This window comes from Stenotrophomonas sp. YJH_SMC_57 (assembly GCF_059369755.1).
On sequence record NZ_JCAFSZ010000002.1, the window covers coordinates 321,163 to 340,104 of the forward strand.

The 18,942-nt window shown below is 66.6% G+C and carries 9 protein-coding genes; all 9 read left to right on the plus strand.

Annotation, left to right across the window (positions count from 1 at the left end; all coding sequences use genetic code 11):
• Positions 1-41: 41 nt before the first annotated feature.
• Positions 42-641 (plus strand): hypothetical protein, encoded by a 600-nt coding sequence (locus AC5P7U_RS03505; RefSeq protein ID WP_197562868.1) that lies wholly within the window; start codon positions 42-44, stop codon positions 639-641.
• Between the two features lie 71 nt (positions 642-712).
• Entirely contained in the window at positions 713-8,086 is a 7,374-nt protein-coding gene (locus AC5P7U_RS03510) for a calcium-binding protein (RefSeq protein WP_197562866.1), read from the plus strand.
• Between the two features lie 181 nt (positions 8,087-8,267).
• Positions 8,268-8,759: an RNA polymerase sigma factor gene (locus AC5P7U_RS03515; RefSeq protein ID WP_080357342.1), complete on the plus strand. Its 492-nt coding sequence runs from the start codon at positions 8,268-8,270 to the stop codon at positions 8,757-8,759.
• The gene (locus AC5P7U_RS03520) at positions 8,756-9,802 is read left to right on the plus strand and encodes a FecR family protein (RefSeq protein ID WP_414554664.1); all 1,047 of its coding nucleotides are present in this window, start codon (positions 8,756-8,758) and stop codon (positions 9,800-9,802) included. Before AC5P7U_RS03515 ends, AC5P7U_RS03520 begins: the two co-directional genes overlap by 4 nt.
• 112 nt (positions 9,803-9,914) lie before the next feature.
• Positions 9,915-12,983, plus strand: a complete 3,069-nt coding sequence (locus tag AC5P7U_RS03525; protein ID WP_197562862.1) for a TonB-dependent receptor — start codon at positions 9,915-9,917, stop codon at positions 12,981-12,983.
• Positions 12,984-13,060: 77 nt separating this feature from the next.
• Entirely contained in the window at positions 13,061-14,464 is a 1,404-nt protein-coding gene (locus AC5P7U_RS03530; RefSeq protein ID WP_414554665.1) for a CehA/McbA family metallohydrolase domain-containing protein, read from the plus strand.
• A gap of 184 nt (positions 14,465-14,648) precedes the next feature.
• The gene (locus AC5P7U_RS03535) at positions 14,649-15,335 is read left to right on the plus strand and encodes an RNA polymerase sigma factor (protein ID WP_197562860.1); all 687 of its coding nucleotides are present in this window, start codon (positions 14,649-14,651) and stop codon (positions 15,333-15,335) included.
• On the plus strand, positions 15,332-16,369 hold the full coding sequence (locus AC5P7U_RS03540) for a FecR domain-containing protein (protein ID WP_197562858.1): 1,038 nt from the start codon (positions 15,332-15,334) through the stop codon (positions 16,367-16,369). The genes AC5P7U_RS03535 and AC5P7U_RS03540 overlap by 4 nt, the downstream gene beginning before the upstream one ends.
• Positions 16,370-16,477: 108 nt before the next feature.
• The gene (locus AC5P7U_RS03545; RefSeq protein ID WP_414554666.1) at positions 16,478-18,934 is read left to right on the plus strand and encodes a TonB-dependent siderophore receptor; all 2,457 of its coding nucleotides are present in this window, start codon (positions 16,478-16,480) and stop codon (positions 18,932-18,934) included.
• Positions 18,935-18,942 lie beyond the last annotated feature (8 nt).

An 18,942-nucleotide genomic window follows, 5' to 3' on the forward strand; every position in this document is an offset into this window, starting at 1 on the left:
CTCTACAAATGAGGTCATTCGTGCGAATGCTGCGCTTGCTCATGCTTCCGCTGCTGGCAATCCTGTCCGCGTGCCAGGACCCGCCACCCCAGCGCCCCGTACATGTGATGCTTCGACCCTACCTGCTGCGGCCCGGCGTTGACCCGGCTGGCGGCAACGCGGTGGTGGTCTACCTGAACCGCGACGACGGCCGCGTAAGGGAAGGGCCCGGCAGAGCGGCAGGGACGCCATGGACGACCGTCCGCCTGCTTGTCGGCGTCGGCGCCACGCTGCCTGCCTCGATGTCACTTCGAGGCGATGAGCGCGTCACTGATGAAGGCGATGGATTCCAGCGACTGGAACGCGACAGCGGGTCCCGGGTGCACAGCATGCTTCGCTTCATGGGCCCCTGCGGACACGAGGTGCTTGCCACCGCATGGTCGAACGACTCGCCGGGCAGGGGTATCTACCGTGCAGAAATGCAGATGGATGGATTGTACCTGCAGTACTCCTATGGCGCGGAGAGCCACGCCGACCATCTGCGCTTCGCGGCCTGGGCATATGCCTGGTACATGGGGGAACCCTGCTCGCAGCCGACGCAGGACACCGAGGGGGTATCCAGCAGCAGAACGCGCATCGCGCCTGGCGGGCATACCCCCTGATGCATTTGCAGTGCACTTCGTAGTGGTCTTGTTTTCCCCTCAACCTTCACCATGCCGCATCAAGGAAGAACATGTCCGGTATTCTCAATCTCGATTCGTCCCAGCGCACAACGCTGCAGAACTACAGCAACTCAGGCCAGCATGCCGAGGCCTATCGCTACCTGAGAGATCTTGCTGCATCCCAAGCCCGCACCTCGGACGCTGCCACGGCTGCCGAGCTCAACAGGATGTCCAACTGGTTCGATTCCGCTGGCAAGATCAATGCGAATGACGGCAGCCTGGTAAGCGACCTGGTCCGTGGTGCCACCATGTGGCAGGGCACAGTCAATGGACTCAACGCCAATGAGGCATGGTTCCAGCAGGGCTCCGATCTCCTTGCCAACACAGTGGTGAACGACGTCCTGGGCGGCCACGTGCAATCGCTGGGTGACATCATTGGCAAGGATGTGATGACCGCCGTGCAGGATATGCAGCTCGGCGAGGCTGACCGATGGGCGGGCACGCTGGGTGACCAGTTCGATCCGCCGCTGGGGCTGGGCGAGGATTTCGTCCAGGTGCAGAGCGAGGACGGATCGGTCACCGGCTACGTGCAGGATCTTGCCGCTGCCATCCTGTCGAACATCAACGGCGTGCTGCGCGCGGCCGGCCTGGAAGCGCCGCTCAGCGAGGCGATGGGCTGGGTCATGGACCATGGGTTCGGCCGCTTCCTTGACCTGCTCGGCGAGGGAATGGGCTGGGCCATGGACAATGGCCTGGGCCGTTTCATCGATCGGTTCGAGGATCTGGCGCGGCGCATCCGCGGCGACAACACCTACCGGATCGAGCGCTACGACCCCCTGGCACTGGATCTGGACGGAGACGGCCAGGTGCGCACGGTGGCCGAACGCGGCTGGGCCGGCACCCTGTTCGACCATGATGGCGATGGGATCCGCACCGCCAGTGGCTGGGTGGATGCGCGCGATGGCCTGCTGGTCCGTGACCTGGATGGCAACGGGCGAATCGATTCGGGTCGCGAACTGTTCGGCGACCAGACGCGCCTGGCGAATGGCCAGCGGGCCGCCAATGGTTTCCAGGCACTGGCGGCGCTGGATGACAACGCCGACGGCCGGATCGATCTGAATGATGCGTCGTTCGCCTCGCTTTCGGTGTGGCGCGACGCCAATGGCAACGGCATCACGGATGCAGGAGAACTGCTGACCCTGCAGGAGCTGGGCATCACGTTCCTCGGAACCACCATGGGCGGGGCCAGTGGCGACGTGGAGGGTGGCGCGCTGCTGGGCTCGTCAACATTCGGCCGCCGCGATGCGAACGGCATCGAGCAGACGCATCTGCTTCAGGATTTCAACTTCGACAACGACAGCCTGCGCTCCGACTATGCCGAGGATGTCGCGGTGCCCGAGGCCATCCGTGGGCTGGTCAACAGCCGCGGCATCGGCAACCTGCGCTCGCTGCACCAGGCCGCAGCGCTGTCCCCCGCGTTGCAGGCCCTGCTGATCAGCTTCTCTGCGGGGGAGACACGCCAGGTACAGCGTGACCTGCTGGACGATCTGATCCTGGAATGGGCACGCACCAGCCCCTACTTCTCTTCGCAGGCCATCCGCATCAACAGTGGCGGCGGTGTGGAAGATCCCAACTCCACCAACGTGGTGCGGCTGCGTCCCAACGAAGTACTGGTGTGGCCGGAGCCGACCTGGCTGGATGACGTCCAGACCATGAAGATGCGCGTGGTTGAAGCGATCATGGGCTACGCGCCGATTACCGATGTCTGGTGGGGAACGCAGACCGTGCAGCAGTACGTGCAGGTCTACGACGCGATCTTCGAAGCGTTCTATGCAACGCTCAGCAGCAAGTCGCGCCTGAAGGGCTATACCGACCTGATCCAGCCCACCTGGGATGTGCAGGCGGGCCAGGTCAGCTTTGCCTTTGCCGCACTGGAAGCCAAGCTCAACACGCGCTTCGCCAGCAGCCAGGCCGATGCCATCATCGACCTGGCTGAGCTGTTGCGGGCGCAGGGGCGATTCCTGCTGGGCAACGGCTGGGCCGCGGGCGAGACCATGCTGCGCAGCTGGCTGCTGCAGGCGGAGTCCCAGCCCGACCTAGGTGCGGCACTGGCCGCCGCAGGCCTGCAGCTGAGCAGCGTGGCGACGGACGGCTCGGTGGCAGGCAGCCTCGGCAGCAATGATGGAATCCTTGTCGGCCGCGACCAGGCCGCCGATGTGCGCGAGCAGTTGCGTGGTGGCGCCGGCGATGACCTCATCCTCGGCGGCGCCGGCGACGATCTGCTGGACGGTGGCCAGGGCAGCGACACCCTGTTCGGCGGCGCAGGCAACGACACCCTGTCGGGCGGCGCAGGCGCCGACCTCCTGTCCGGGGGCCAGGGTGAAGACACACTGGACGGCGGAGAGGGCGACGATCTGTTGTACGGCGACGCAGGCAACGACAGCCTGAGCGGCGGCGCCGGCACGGACCGTCTGGAAGGCGGGTTGGGTACCGATGCGCTCTACGGCGGTGCGGGCAACGACGTCCTTGACGGTGGCGCCGGCGACGACTACCTGCAGGGCGGAGAAGGCAGCGACCGCTATCTGTTCGGCCGTGGCAGCGGTCATGACCGCATCAACAACTACGACGCCTCCAATGGCCGTGTCGACACGCTCGAGATCGGCGCGGGCATCCTGCCTTCAGACCTCAAGGTCTGGCGCAGCGGCGACTATCTGTGCATCCAGATCATCAGTACCGGCGACCGTGTCGATATCCAGGACTACTTCCGCGCAGACGGCCAGAGTGACTATCGCCTGGATCGCATTCGCTTCTCCAACGGGGTGCAGTGGAGCATTGCCGATGTCAAGGCGCTGGTCCTTATTCCGGTACCGGGGGTGGACGATCTCTACGGCTACGACAGCGACGACATCATCCATGGCGGAGACGGCAACGAGTGGTTGAGTGGCCGCGGCGGCAACGACACCCTGACCGGCGGAGGCGGTGCGGACACGCTGAACGGTGACGATGGCAACGACCAGCTGGACGGTGGCGAAGGCGACGACCGCCTCAATGGCGGTGACGGGCAGGATCTGCTGGTGGGCGGCAGCGGCAACGATACGCTCGATGGTGGGGCCGGCGACGACCAGCTGTGGGGTGGCGTCGGCAACGATCAGCTGCGCGGTGGCCAGGGCAATGACGTGTACGGGTTCGCCGCTGGATTCGGCCAGGATGTGATCGACAATCATGACGACAGTGCAGGACGCCTTGACGCGATTTCGTTCGCCGCGGACATCGCGCCGACGGACATCATTGCCAGCCGGGTTGGCGACGACCTGCTGCTGGTGCGTGCGGGCAGCACCGATCGGCTGACGGTGTCGCGCTACTTCCAGAACGATGGCAATGGTCCCTCGCGCGTGGACGAGATCCGCTTTGCCGATGGCACGATCTGGACCGTGGCCGCCGTGCGCCAGCGGGTGCAGGTGGCCACCGCTGGCGATGACCATCTGCAGGGCTATGAAGGCGACGATGTTCTTTCCGGCGAGGGCGGCCATGACACCCTGTCCGGCGGGCAGGGCAACGACCAGCTGTTCGGCGGCGAAGGCGATGACACGCTGCAGGGCGGCGAGGGCAACGACCTGCTCGATGGCGGCCAGGGCAGCGATACGCTGGATGGCGGCGAAGGCGATGACCAGCTGTCCGGTGGGGCCGACATGGATGCGCTCTACGGCGGTGGCGGCAATGATGTGCTGGACGGTGGCGAGGGGCGCGATTGGCTGGCCGGGGAGCAGGGCAACGATGAGCTGCGCGGCGGTGCCGGCGACGATGAGCTGATGGGCGGGGACGGCAATGACATCCTGCAGGGCGATGCGGGCAATGACCGCCTGGCCGGTGGCAGCGGGGATGACCAGTACCGGTTCGCCAGCGGTGACGGCCAGGACATGATCCTGGATACCGAGGGGGCAACCACCCTGCAGCTTGTCGACCGGGCGCTGGCCTCGGCCGTGCTGCGACGGGACAATGGCGATCTGGTTCTGACCTTCCTCGACGGCAGTGCCGACCAGATCCGTCTTGAGCGCTATTTCGACCCGATCACCGGCCTGGCGGCCCTGGGGCTGTCGCTGGTGGCGGGCGGCGTCACCCGCCTGCTCGATCCGGCGGCGCTGGATCTGGCGGTCCTGGAAGCCACTCCGCTGGCCGACGTCATCCACGGCAACGCCGGCCAGAACATCGTGCACGCCGGAGAGGGTGACGACACGGTTCATGGCCATGACGGTGATGACACGCTGTACGGCGAGGCCGGCGATGACCGCCTGTTTGGCGGGCAGGGTGCCGACCTGCTGGAGGGCGGCGCTGGCAACGACTGGCTCGACGGCGGCGAGGGGGTGGATGAAGCGCGCGGAGGTGCGGGTGACGACACCTATGTGGTGGACAACAGCAACGACCGCATCGTCGAGCTTGCCGGTGGCGGTCGTGACCATGTCCTGAGCAGTGCCAGCTACGCACTGTCCGCGCAGCTGGAAACCCTGACGCTGACGGGCGCGGCGGACATCGACGGCACCGGCAACGAACTTGCCAACGTCCTCACCGGCAACGAGGGCGCCAACCGGCTCGAGGGTGGCGCCGGCGATGATCAGTTGTTCGGCGGCCAAGGAAACGACCGCCTGCTGGGTGGCAGCGGCAACGACGTGCTTGATGGCCAGTCCGGGGACGATCACATGGAGGGCGGCGCCGGTGATGACATCTACCACGTGGACAGTCTGCTGGACAGCATCGTCGAACTTGCGGGCGACGGGTTCGATGTCGTGCACGCCACCAGCGACTACACGCTGTCGGGCAACATCGAGCGGTTGGTGCTGGTGGAAGGGAGTGGCGCCATCACCGCCATTGGCAGCGCCGACAACAACGAACTGACCGGCAACAGCAACAGCAACCGCCTGGATGGCGGGGCAGGGGCCGACCGCATGGTGGGTGGCCTGGGCGACGACACCTATGTGGTCGACCAGGCCGGCGATGTCGTGGTTGAACTCGCCGGCGAAGGCCACGACACGGTGGAATCGAGCATCGATTATATGCTCGGCGATACCCTGGAAGATCTGGTGCTGACCGGCAGCGGCAACATCAGTGGCACCGGCAACGGTGGCAACAATCAGCTGACCGGCAATTCAGGCAACAACCGTCTCGACGGCGGCGCCGGTGGCGACCGGATGCAGGGAGGCGAGGGGGACGATTACTACGTCAACGACAGCAGCGGCGACTGGATCGTCGAGCATGCCGGGGAGGGCGTCGACACCGTCGAGCGTCGCTACGAGACAAACCTCGTGCTTGCCGATGAGGTCGAGAATCTGATCCTGGCCGTCGGCATCCAGACCGGCAATGGCAACGGGCTGGACAATGTGATCACTGGCAACGCCGGTGCCAATACGCTCGGCGGCTGGGATGGCGATGATCTGCTGTACGGCCTGGATGGCAATGATTCGCTGTTTGGTGGAAGCGGTAGCGACACCCTGTTCGGCGGCAGCGGCAACGACTATCACGATGGCGGCGAGGGCATCGACCGCATGGAAGGTGGGGCCGGCGACGATGTCTACATTGTCGATGACAGTGCCGACGTGGTGGTCGAGGCGCCCGGTGCCGGCAAGGACCAGGTCCAGTCCAGCGCCTCGTACGTGCTGTCCGACAACATCGAGAATCTGTTCCTGACCGGTACGGATGCCATCAATGGCAGTGGCAATGCGCTGGACAACTACCTGGCCGGCAATGCGGAAGCGAACATCATCCACGGGCTTGGTGGCAACGACACGATTGTCGGTGGCGGTGGCAACGACACGCTGATCGGTGGCAGCGGCGATGACAAATACGTCTTCGACGCCAGCAGCGGCACCGACACGGTGGACAACACCGGCGGAGGCTTCGACGGCGTGTTCTTCACCGGCGGCATCGGCCGTGAGCGGATCTCGTTCAGCCGAGATGGCAACGATCTGCTGATCACGCTGGACAACGCTGCAACGCCGGCCGTCCGGGTCACCAACCACTTCCTCGGCGGCGACGCCGCGATCGACTACGTGCAGCCGGACGGTGGTTCCTACCTGACCACCGCGCAGATCAACCAGATCGTTGCCGGCGGCAGTACCGGCGGGCAGTTCGACCAGGTCATCCAGGGCACCGCAGCCGGCGAGCAGCTGGCGGGCAGCGCCGGCAAGGATCTGATCGAGGGCCTGGGCGGTGCCGACACGCTGTTTGGCATGGGCGGCAATGACACCCTGCGTGGTGGCGACGGAAACGACTACCTGTCCGGCGGCAATGGAAGCGGCACCGGCTCGGGCGACGATCGCCTCGAAGGCGGGCTGGGCAATGACACGTTGCGTGGCGAAGACGGGAGCAACGTGCTCATCGGTGGCGCAGGCGACGATCAGTACGTCTATGGCGGCGGCATCGATGTCATCGACAACACGGGGGGCGGTACGGACTGGTTGATCTTCCAGAACGACATTTCGCTGTCCAAGCTCGCCTTCGCCCGTGATGGCGACAACCTGGTGATCACCGTCAACGGCAATGGCAACCAGAAGGTCACCGTCACCAATCACTTCCTCGGCGGTGACATGGCGCTGGACTACCTGCAGCCTGCAGGTGGCTCGGCGCTGAACACGGCGGCCATCAATGCGCTGGTGCCCGGCACCGGTGGCGGCAACCCGGGGGGCGGCAATGACGGCGACTATCCCTCACAGATCACCGGCACGGCGGCCGGCGAGCAGCTGGTGGGCACCAGTGGCCGTGATCGCATGCAGGGCCTCGGCGGCGACGACACCCTGTTCGGCATGGGCGGGGATGACAAGCTCGAGGGGGGCGATGGCAATGACTACCTGTCCGGTGGCAATGGCAGCTTCAGCGGCTCGGGCAACGACATCCTGATCGGTGGCGCGGGCGACGACCAGCTGGTGGGCGAAGACGGTAACGACCTGCTGTTCGGTGGCGCGGGCAACGACACCTACTTCTACCGCGCAGGCGGTGGCGTGGACACCGTGGACAACACCGGCGGCGGGACCGACTGGCTGTACTTCGACGGCATCGCGCGCAGCCGCCTGAGCTACTACCGGGATGGCGACGACCTGCTCGTGCGGGTGGACGCCGATGCGGGCCAGCAGATGCGGGTACTGAAGCATTTCCAGGGCGGGCAGTACGCCATCGCGTTCGTGCAGCCGGGGGACGGAGGCAACGCCATTTCGGCATCGGCCATCGCCGGCCAGCTCAAGCCACTTCCGGCCGCAACCACGCGTGCATCCGCCGGTACGGCAGATGCGTCGGCCAATGCGGAAGTGCGGCAGCTGATCGAGGCCATCGGTGGGTTTGCCGGTGATGCCGGCACCGGCTGGAGCGAGGCGCAGGGCGTTGTGGCCGAGCCGCTGATGGGGCATGCCGGCTACGATCAAGGGCATGCCACGAGGAACGCGATGCGCATCAGCGCGTGAGGAACGGGCTATCGAGGCGCCGATGGCGGCGCCTCGATACTTGGCTCTCGTTGTCCTGCGACGCGCCAGACCTGCTGCACCGCCGTCATGAAGGCGTCACACCGCGCCCGTACCTTGCGGCGCACTTCAGGGGGCAGGGGCGACGCAGGTGGCCGAACAGGCAAGGCGGCGGCTGGCGCGCATGTTCGAAGAGCACGCGCCACTATTGCGTGGCTTCTTCGTGCGACGCGGTGCGCGGCAGGACGCCGAAGACCTGGTGCAGGAAACCTATCTGCGCCTGCTGCGTGCGCATGAAGGCAAGGGCGAGCCGATCGCCAACCCGGAAGCGTACCTGTTCACCGTCGCGCAGAATCTGGCACGCGAGCAGGCCGCGCGCCGGCGCTGGTCGACCCTGTCCATCGAAGAAATCGAAGGCCCGGGCCAAAGCCTGGCCAGCGGGGAATGCGTGGAAGATGCCGCCGAACGGGAGCAGCGCCGCCAGCGCCTGCAGACGCTGCTGCAGACCCTGCCCGAACACACCCGGGCGGTGCTGGTCATGCAGTACCGCGATGGCTTGAGCTACAAGCAGATCGCCGAACGCATGGGCGTGTCAGCGCATATGGTGAAGAAGCATGTGGTGCGCGGGCTTTCGGTGTGCCGCCGGGCGCTGGCCGAACCGGCAGGGAGGTCGTGAGCGTGGCCATTGAACATCCATCGGCGCTGACCCTGGCCGCCGCGCAGTGGCACGCGCTGCAGCGCGAAGGCGACCTCAGCCCTTCGCAGCAGCACGCCTTCATGCAGTGGCTGCTGGTCTCCCCCGAACACCTGCGCGAGTACATGGCCATCAGCGAGGTGGCCGGTGCGTTGGGCGATGCGCTGCGCGGCATGCCGGATGACGTCGACGCACTGTTGAAGGCTCCCGCGCCGACGCGCAATGATCACAACGTCGTGCGGTTGTCGCCACGCCCGTCCGCGGCATCAAGCCAGCGCCGGGCACGGCCCGCACCCGGCTTGCCGCGCATCGCGGCCGCAGCGGCGCTGATGCTGGCTGTAGGCGCAGGCGCGACCGCCGCCTGGCCGCGCACCGGGCACTATGTGGCCGCACATGGCATGCCGCGGCAGGTCACGCTGCCCGACAGCACCGTCGTGCGCCTGGACGCTGAAAGCGAGATATCGGTACGCATGACCCTGCTGGGGCGGCGCGTCGAGCTTGAACGTGGCCAGGCCAGCTTTGTCGTGGCCAAGGACCGGCGCCCGTTCGCGGTACATGCTGCTGGCCTGCAGGTGACGGACATCGGCACCACGTTCGATGTCTCGCTGCTGCGCGAACAGGCCCGCATCGGCGTCAGCGAGGGGCGCGTGCACGTGCGCGGCGATGGTGGCCGCGGCCGCATGCTGGCCGACCTTGGCGCCGGGCAGGCGGCACAGGTCGACTACCGTGACCAGCGCGTGCGCATCCGCGAGGAAGACGCCGCCAGCATGACGGCATGGTGGACCGGGCGGGTGCTGTTCCGCGACGAGGCGCTGCGCGACGTGGCCGACCGTTTCAACCGGCGCAACACGCTGCGCCTGCACGTGAGCGATGACGCCGGTGCGCTGCGCCTGACCGGCAACCTGCGCGCGGATGACGTGGCGTCGCTGCGCGCATTCCTCGACCAGCAACCGACGCTGGTCACGCAGGTGGCACCGGACGGAATCCATGTGCGGTTGCGTGCTGGAGCGCCGCAGGCGCTGTAAGAAAAAATTCATCGAACAAGGGGTGCCCGATCGGCGCGCTGCGCACTCGTAGATGGGGAATGCAGGAACACACCCGTTCCGCGACCACCGCCATTCCCTACTGGACCCTACGATGCGCCGCACCCTGTTCCTTTCCATTGCCCTTGCACTGCAGATCACCGCCACGGCCGGCGCCAACGCCGCAGAACCGGCCCGCGTCGCCAGCGAAGCGATCGCCTCGCAGCCGCTGGATGGGGCGCTCAACGCGCTGTCGCGCCAGACCGGCCTGCAGTTCGTCTACAACGCGCAGAATGCCGGCAATCCGCGCACGCCGGGCGTGCCGGCCGGCCTCAGCGCGGACGCAGCGCTGACCCGCCTGCTGGCCGGCACCGGGCTGCGCTACCGGTATCTCAATGCCACCACGGTCACCATCGAGGCACAGGACGCCAGCGCGCCGGCCGGTACCTCCGCGCTGGCAGCACCCGGGGCGGTAGCGGGCGCAGTCGCGGCATCGGCACCGGCCAGCGCTGCGAGTTCCGGTGCGCAGGCGGCCAACCTCGAAACCATCCAGGTCACCGGCAGCTACAGCCGCAGCCTGGAGAAGGCCGTGGACATCAAGCGCGCCACGGTGGGCTTTTCGGATTCGATCGTTGCGACCGACGTGGCCGATTTTCCCGAACAGAATCTCGCTGAAGCCCTGCAGCGCATGCCGGGCGTGACCATCGAGCGCAACAAGGGCCTGGGCACCAAGGTCAATGTGCGCGGCCTGCCTTCGGAGTACACCCACGTTTCGATCAACGATCTGGCGACCGCCTCCGGCAGTGGTGGTCGCGACGTCGAATTCGACATGTTCGCCTCGGAGATCATCCAGCAGGTGACCGTGCAGAAGTCGCCCACCGCCGCCGACGAAGAGGGCGGCATTGCCGGCTCGGTGAAGATCTCCACGGCGCGCCCGTTCGACTACAACGAACGCAAGCTCGTGTTCTCCGCCGAAGGCGCGCACAACAGCATCTCGAAGGAGGTGGACCCGCGTTTTGCCTTCCTCGCCGCCGATACCTGGGGTGACTGGGGCGCGCTGGTCTCGTACTCGCAGTCCAAGCGCACCAACCGCACCGACTCCACCTCGGGCATCAACTTCCGGCCGTCCTCGCGATTCCTCACTGCCTCGGGCACCCGCGGCACCCAGGCACAGGCGGTGCTGCTGCGCGACGCGGGCGTCAACATCACCAATCGCAATGATGCCGAGCAGACCAACCGGGTCGTGTTCCAGGACAAGGTGGGCGACCGCGTCTATCTCAACGAGCAGGACAAGTGGGGCGCCACCGGGTCGTTGCAGTACAAGCCCAGCAACACCTTCAGCCTGACCTTCGACGCGATGGTCGGCGGCTATGACAGTACCGAGGACGAGTACGACGCGGCCGCCTATTCCGCGTCGAGTCGCAGCACGTTCGATACCATCCATGCCTACGATGCCACTACGCTGTCCGAGTACGGCATGGTGGTGCTGCGCGATGTGTCCTACACCGCCACCCAGCACGAGATGCTGAGCAAGGAGCGGATCAACAAGACCGACTACAGCCAGTACAGCATGGCGATGGACTGGAAGGGCGACCGTTGGTACGTGGATGCGCTGGTGGGCTACTCCGGCGCGGAAAAGACCTCGGATTTCTCCAATCTCAAGCACGTGGCCTATGCGCCGTCGCGCACCCGCTGGACCGGCAGCAGCGGTGAAACCATCCCGACTGCCGCCGCCGGCAGCTTCGACATGTACAACGACCCGGCCCGGTACCTGTTCGAGGCCTACGAGACCACGCTGGAGAAGGTGAAGGACGACAAGTACGCCGCCCAGATCAATGTCACCCGCCTGCTGGACATGGCCTTCCTGCCCGCGCTGCACACGGTCCGGTTCGGTGCACGCTATACCGACCGCTCCAAGGAACGCCAGTACGGCGAACTGAAGATCACCGGGCCGAGCGCGGGCAGCAGCGCCTGGGTCAACACCCGCACGATGGCCGACAGCCCGCTGCAGTACATCGACGACATCGTTCCCGGCGGCAGCTACTCCAACAAGGGCCTGGCCTGGCAGCAGATCTCCAACGACTACGCACGCAGCGCGTTCCGCTACGCGGGCTTCCAGACTCCGTTCGATCCTGGCCAGTTCTACCAGGTCGACGAGAAGGTGATGAGCTTCTACGCGATGGCCGACTTCGCCTTCGACATCGGTAGCGTGCCGTTCACCGTCAATGCGGGTGCGCGCTACGTGGATACCAAGGTCGATTCGTTCGGCTATCACCCGATCCAGCTGCCCAACGGCAGCACCGGCTACACCGACACCCCGGTGTCGAAGGACGGCAGCTATGACGATCTGCTGCCCAGCTTCAACATGACCGCCGAGCTGTCGCACGGCCTGCTGCTGCGCGCGGCGGCGTCCAAGGTGATGATGCGCCCGGCGCTGTCCGACATCGCCTACAAGCGCACCGCCAGCTGGGGCTCCTACCGTTTCACCGACGGCAATCCTGAGCTGAAGCCCACCTATGCCAAGCAGTGGGAGATCGGCCTGGAGAAGTACCTGGACAACGGCGCGCTGTTCGCCGCCAGCTACTTCCGCAAGAACATCGATGGCGTGGTGATCAACTCGCTGACCGGCGTGGTGCCGGATGTGGCGGTATACAACGCCAACGGCAGCCTCAATGGCATCTACGATTTCGACGTCTACCAGCCGGTGAATGCCAAGGGTTCCTACCAGGTCGATGGCGTTGAGCTGGTGGCACAGCTGCCGCTGAACATGTTCACCCCGTGGCTGGACGGGTTTGGCATCAATGCCAACTACACCATGCTGGACAGCTCGCTGGCCGGCGAATCCAGCCTGGGCATCCGCACCCCGATGCCGGGGCTGTCGGAGAAGACCTGGAACCTCACCGCCTACTACGAGAATTCGCGCTTCGACGCCCGCGTGTCCTACAACCACAAGGGCGCCTACGTCGAATCGATCGGCTACAACCTGTACCCGATCTGGCGCGATGCCTATGGCCAGATGGATGTGTCGATCGGTTACCGCATCACCGACAACATCAAGATCAGCCTGAAGGGCATCAACCTCACCAACGAGCGGACCAGCGGCTACACCATGGACCCGTCCTTCCCGACCATGGATGAGACCTCGGGCCGTCGCATCAGCCTGGGCCTGCGCGCGGACTTCTAAGCAGGCATCCACGCAGCGGCAGCGTGCGGACCCGCAAGGGTCCGTGCGTCGTCCGCGCGCTTTTCAGAGGTGAACCCATGAAGAACCTTGTAATGCTGGCGCTGTTCGCAGCGGCGGCCCCGGCATTCTCCGCCCCGGCGGCGGCAACGCAGGCAGACGACGCTGGCCGCCAATGGCTGGCCGGTGACCACCACGTGCACAGCGAATGGAGCGTGGACTGGGACCGCCGCACCACGCCGCCCACGCCGGTGCGTGGTGGCGACTCTCCCTACAGCCGCAGCCATAATGCGGCACAGGCCCGGGCCTTCGGCCTGCGCTGGATGGTCCACACCGACCACGGTGGCCCCGGCCACTCAACGGTCACCCGCGACCATGCCTATCCCGCACTGCTGCAGGCGCGCACCGATGTGCCCGACGTGATCCAGTTCAATGGCATGGAATTCGATGTGCCGGCCGGCGAGCACGCCTCGCTGATCATCGCGCCCGGCCCGCAGGAACGCGAGCAGCTGGTCATCGCCGAGCGGGACTTCAGCCGCAGCGAGCCACTGCACGGCAGCCGCGATAGCGAACAGCAGATGCAGGCGGCGCTGACATACCTGCGCGGCCTGGCCCCTGCGCCACTGATGTTCATCAACCATCCTTCGCGTACCGCGACCGGCATCGGCAAGTGGGGCGAGGTGACCTCGGACGAACTGCGCGGCTGGCATGCGGCCGCACCCCATGTGTTGGTGGGAATGGAGGGCGCCCCCGGTCACCAGGCCATCCGCAGCGAACGCGGGCTGTACCGTAACGCGGCCGCGCCGACATTGGGCGGCTACGACCAGATGACCGCGCAGGTCGGCGGCATCTGGGACCAGATGCTGGCCGATGGCATCCGCTTCTGGATCACCGCCAACTCCGACTCGCATGTGAACCTGCGCGATGGCGGACGCGATTACGACCCGGGCGAGTACAGCAAGACCTATGCATGGGCGCGGCCGGAGGCCGAAGACATCCTGGATGCCCTGCGCAACGGCCGCATGTTCACCGTCACCGGCGACCTGATCGACGCCTTGGAGCTGCGGGTGGCCGCAGGCGACTCCAGCGCCGGGATGGGCGGCACGCTGCTGCTGCCGCCTGTCCAGACTATGCAGGTGGAGGTGCGGGCACGGCAGCCGGCGCGCACCAACGCCAACGGGCAGCACCCCGCGCTGAAGCGCATCGAGCTGATCGTGGGCGGCAGGGATGAGGACGGTGCGCTGCAGATGCAGCGGCGCGGATTCGACGCGGCAACCTGGCAGCGTGACGGCGACTGGATCGTGGCGCGCTGGTCAGTGCCGGTGCCGCCGCGCGGTGGCTTCGTGCGGGTGCGGGGCAACAGCACCGGTGCGGTGGATGCACTGGCGGACACGCCCGGCGAGGATCCGTGGGACGACCTGTGGTTCTATTCCAACCCCGTCTTCGTCAGGGTTGCCGAGGGTGCTGTCCCGTCGCGCGAGTGACGTAGCACCGGCGCGCCTTTCGCGAGGGGGGACGGGCAGGGCGGGGGAGTTCCAATTGCAAATGACTCTCACTACACTTGCGGGATTCCTCCCCTCTGTCGCCCAGTGCGGCCCATCCGCCGGCTATCCAAGTGAATGTCCCGCCCCACCTGTGCAGACCGCAGGCATATGTCCTGAGGGCGCCGTGTCCGCGCTAGGCCGGGGCACGGGCAGGGCCGCGAACCACAACGCATCAGCAGAGGCCGGCCTGGCCGAAAGCGGCTCATCCACGGGCGGGAACCTGCTGGCCAAAGCCTATGCCCGTTGGCGGGCGCCCATCCTCCGCGGCCTTGCGCGTGTCAGAGGCGGAGACGCTGAGGACGCCCTGCACGACGGCGCAGTCAAATGGATTGCGGCAAACCCTTCGCTGGCCTCCAGCGACCAGCAGGGCGCCTACCTTCGCCGGACGGTAATGAACACCGTGGCCGATGAGTACCGCGAGCGCAGCGCAGGCCGCCACGTGCAGACCGTGCCTCTGGCAGATGCGGAGGATGCCGGCCACCCCATGGCCAGCGATGAATCACAGTGCCCGTTGCAGCTCACCGCACAGCGCCAGCGCCTGCAACGCCTGGCAGATGCGATGGCCGAACTGCCCGAGCGCCAACGCGAAGCCTTCGTGCTCTGCCGTTTCGATGGCCTGACCCAGGAAGAGGTGGCCGCCCGCATGCAGATCTCCCGGCGCATGGTGGTCAAGCACCTGTCGCGCGCGGTTGCCTACTGCCAAGTGCGGGTACGCTATGCGTCGCTGGAACAGATGCAGGAACTGCATCGGTCCAGCGGGGCGGGCGAGGTGTTGGCGCCTGCCATTGATGCCGATCTTCCCTGCCGATGACCGATCTCCCTTCTGCCGCAGGTTCTGACCCGTTTGCCCTGCACGAGGCGGCGGCCACGTGGCTGCTGCGACGGCAGGATGAGGACTGGCGCCCGGATGACGAGGCGGCCCTGCAGCACTGGCTCGCCGAAAGCGAGGCGCACCAACAGGCGTTCATCGACGTGGCCAGCACCTGGCACGACCTCGGCCAGCTGCCGCGCCCCGCCTTGGCCTCGGACACTCAGGCCGCGCCTGCGCCAGCGGCACCTGCCGCCCTGCGACCGGACGGCATGACGCGCCGCGCGCGGTCGCGACGCCTTCCTCGCGTGGCGACCGCTGCGGCTGTGGCGCTCCTGGCCCTGGGTTGCGTCGGCTACGGGTGGTACACCACGCCCAGCTACGTACAGGACGTGAGCACCGCCGCTGGCGAGATCCGTGATCTGCAATTGCCCGACGGCTCACGGATTTCGCTCAACGCGCGCAGCACGCTGGCCGTGCATTTCTATCGCTCCCGCCGCGAGGTAGTGCTCAGCCAGGGCGAGGCGTTCTTCGAGGTCGCCCCGGCGGCCGAGCGGCCCTTCACCGTCGATGCCCAGCGCAGCCGGGTGACCGTGGTCGGCACTGCCTTCAATGTGCGCAATGGGCCGGGCGAAGTGCTGGTCAAGGTGCTGCATGGGCACGTGCGGGTACAGCCGGACCGCGCCGAAGACACCACGCCCATCAGCCTTTACGCCGAACAGGGCCTGGCCGTTACCACCGCCACAGCCACGTATCGCCCCATTTCTGCCAGTGCAGACAGCATCGGCGGTTGGCGCAACGGGCGCCTGGTGTTCCGGCGCACCCCGCTGGACGAAGTGGCGCAGGAAGTCGCGCAGTATCTGGGCCACCCGGTCACGCTGGGCCAGCCAGGGCTGAAGTTCCTGCCGGTTTCCGGCTACGCCGCCACCGACGCCCCGGCCAGTTTCGTCGAAGCGCTGCCGGATCTGTTGCCTGTGCGGGTGACCCGCACGGCGCAGGGCGGCTATCGCATCGACGAGCGGCCTGTGACGCGCTGACGCCGCTGGAAGAAATTTTTCCAGCACGGGTTCCCACCCCATCGCTGTTTTCCGTTTACCCCAGTGAGGCCAGTGGTGGCCAAGCATGATGGAGCGGTAATGGGGTACATGAAGATCAAGCGCGCACTTGTCGCCCGCGCGTTCTCTACGGGTGTACAGGCCACGCGGCTGCCGCTGCTGGCCGTGTGCATTTCCAGCGCACTGGCTGCACCGGCCATCGCGCAGGCGCAGCCGGCACAGCGCATGCCGTTCAATATTCCGGCCCAACCGCTGGATGCGGCACTGCGCCGCTTCTCCGAGCAGTCGCGGCAGCAGGTGTTGTTCAGTGAGTCGGCAGTGGCCGGCCGTCGCGCGCCGGCCGTGACGGGCAGCTACACGCCGCAGGAAGCACTGGCGCGCCTGCTGGAGGGCAGTGGGGTACGTGTGAACGCCACCCGCCCCGGCGTGTTCACGCTGGCGCAGGACGCAGCATCACCTGCGCGCAGCAAGGATGCCCAGACCACCCTGCAGACGGTGAATGTGACCGCCAATGGACCAGGCGATGGCTCCTACACGACACGTGAGCTGAGCCTGGGCAAGCTGGGGCAGAGCATCCGCCAGACCCCGCAATCGGTCAGCGTGATCACCCGCCAGCAGCTGGACGACCGCAACCTCACCACGCTGGACGAGGCACTGGCGCAGACCACGGGCGTGACCAAGACCGCCCGCAACTTCGGCAACCACAAGTTCTCGATCCGCAGCTTCACCGTGGACGACAGCAACTATCTGGTCGATGGCGTGGCCGGCATCGTCTATGCCCCGGTGGGCTGGCTGCCGATCGACACCGCCGTGCTGGAGCGGGTTGAAGTGCTGCGCGGTGCCGGCGGCATGATGCTCGGCGCGGCCGACCCCAGCGGAGCGATCAACATGGTGCGCAAGCGCCCGCGCGACCAGGCCCACCTGGATCTGGCGGCCACGCTGGGCTCGTGGGACAACTATCGCCTCGAGGTCGACGGTGGCGGCCCGCTCAATGCCGCCGGTAGCGTGCGCGGCCGACTCGTCGCCGCCTACCAGGACCGCCACTACTTCCAGCGCGGCACCTCATCGAAGACGCCAGTGGCCTACGGCGTGATCGATGCTGACCTGGGCCAGGACACCACGCTCACCTTCGGCCTGCGACATCAGGCCAGTGACACCGACGGCTACTGGCTGTTCGGCCTGCCGCGCTACACCGATGGCGGTGCGCTGGACATCAAGCGTTCCACCTCGCTCATCCAGGACTGGAACCGCCAGGAAGGCTCCGTTGACGAAGCCTTCGCCGAAGCGGAGCATCGCTTCAACGAGCGCTGGAAGGCGCGCCTGTCGGTGAACCGCACCGAATCGGACCTGGACCAGCGCGTTGCGGTTCCGGTGGGCGGGGTGGACCGGGCCACCGGCATCGGTTCGCGCTTCTATGACATCTACTTCAACCGATCGCGCGTGCGCAGCGATGGTATCGACCTGCACACCACTGGCAGTTTCGACGCCTTCGGGCGCAGCCATCAGCTGCTGCTGGGGGCGATGTGGTCGCGCCAGCGCACCCGCCAAAGCTCGGCGGACCTGGCCATCGACGTGCCGATCGATGTCTACGCACCGGACCACAGCGCCATTGCACAACCACTGCAACCCGCGTGGGACTGGTCGGAAAACGCGCGTGCGCAACAAAGCGGCCTGTACAGCAACCTGCGCCTGCAGCTGGCAGAACCGCTGCACCTTACGCTGGGTGGCCGGCTGAGCTGGGTGAAGTACCAGTCCAACGATGGCTTCACCGGCGCCAGGAGCCGCGACTACGAACAGAAGCACGAGTTCACCCCGTACGCCGGCCTCGTCTACGACCTGGGCCCGCAGTGGTCGGTCTACGCCAGCTACGCCGATACCTTCCAGCCGCAGAGCTCCTACGTCACATCATCCGGTGCGGTGCTCGATCCCGCCATCGGCGCCAACTACGAGCTGGGCGTGAAGGGTGAATTGAACGATGGGCGCCTGAACGTCTCCGCTGCGGTGTTTTCCATCCGCAAGACCGGCAACGCCGTGGTGGACGCCTCCGACCCGGGCAGTTGCCCCGGCTCGCTGGCCTCGTCCGACTGCTACCGCAATGGCGGAAAGCTGCGCAGCAAGGGCTTTGAACTCGAAGCCAGCGGCGAACTGGCGCCCGGTTGGCAGATGATGGCGGGCTATACCCACGTCACCAGCCGCGACGATGAAGGCGCCACCATCAGCGCCGAAACGCCGCGCCACCTGCTGCGCCTGTCGACGTCCTACCAGCTGCCCGGCCGGTGGAATGCGTTCTCCGTGGGCGGTGGCGTCTCTGCACAGAGCAGCTATTCCTATCCGGCCTACGACGACCCGGACTGGCGCATGGGTGCGGCGGGACGCGCGGTGTGGGACCTGCGTGCCGGCTACCGGATCAATCCGCGCTGGAGCGTTGGCCTCAACGTCGCCAACCTGTTCGACACGCGCTATTACGCGATGATCAGCCAGATCCGCCGCGGCAACTTCTTTGGCGAACCCCGCAACGTGATGCTGACGCTGCGCGGCGCGCTGTGATCCTCCGC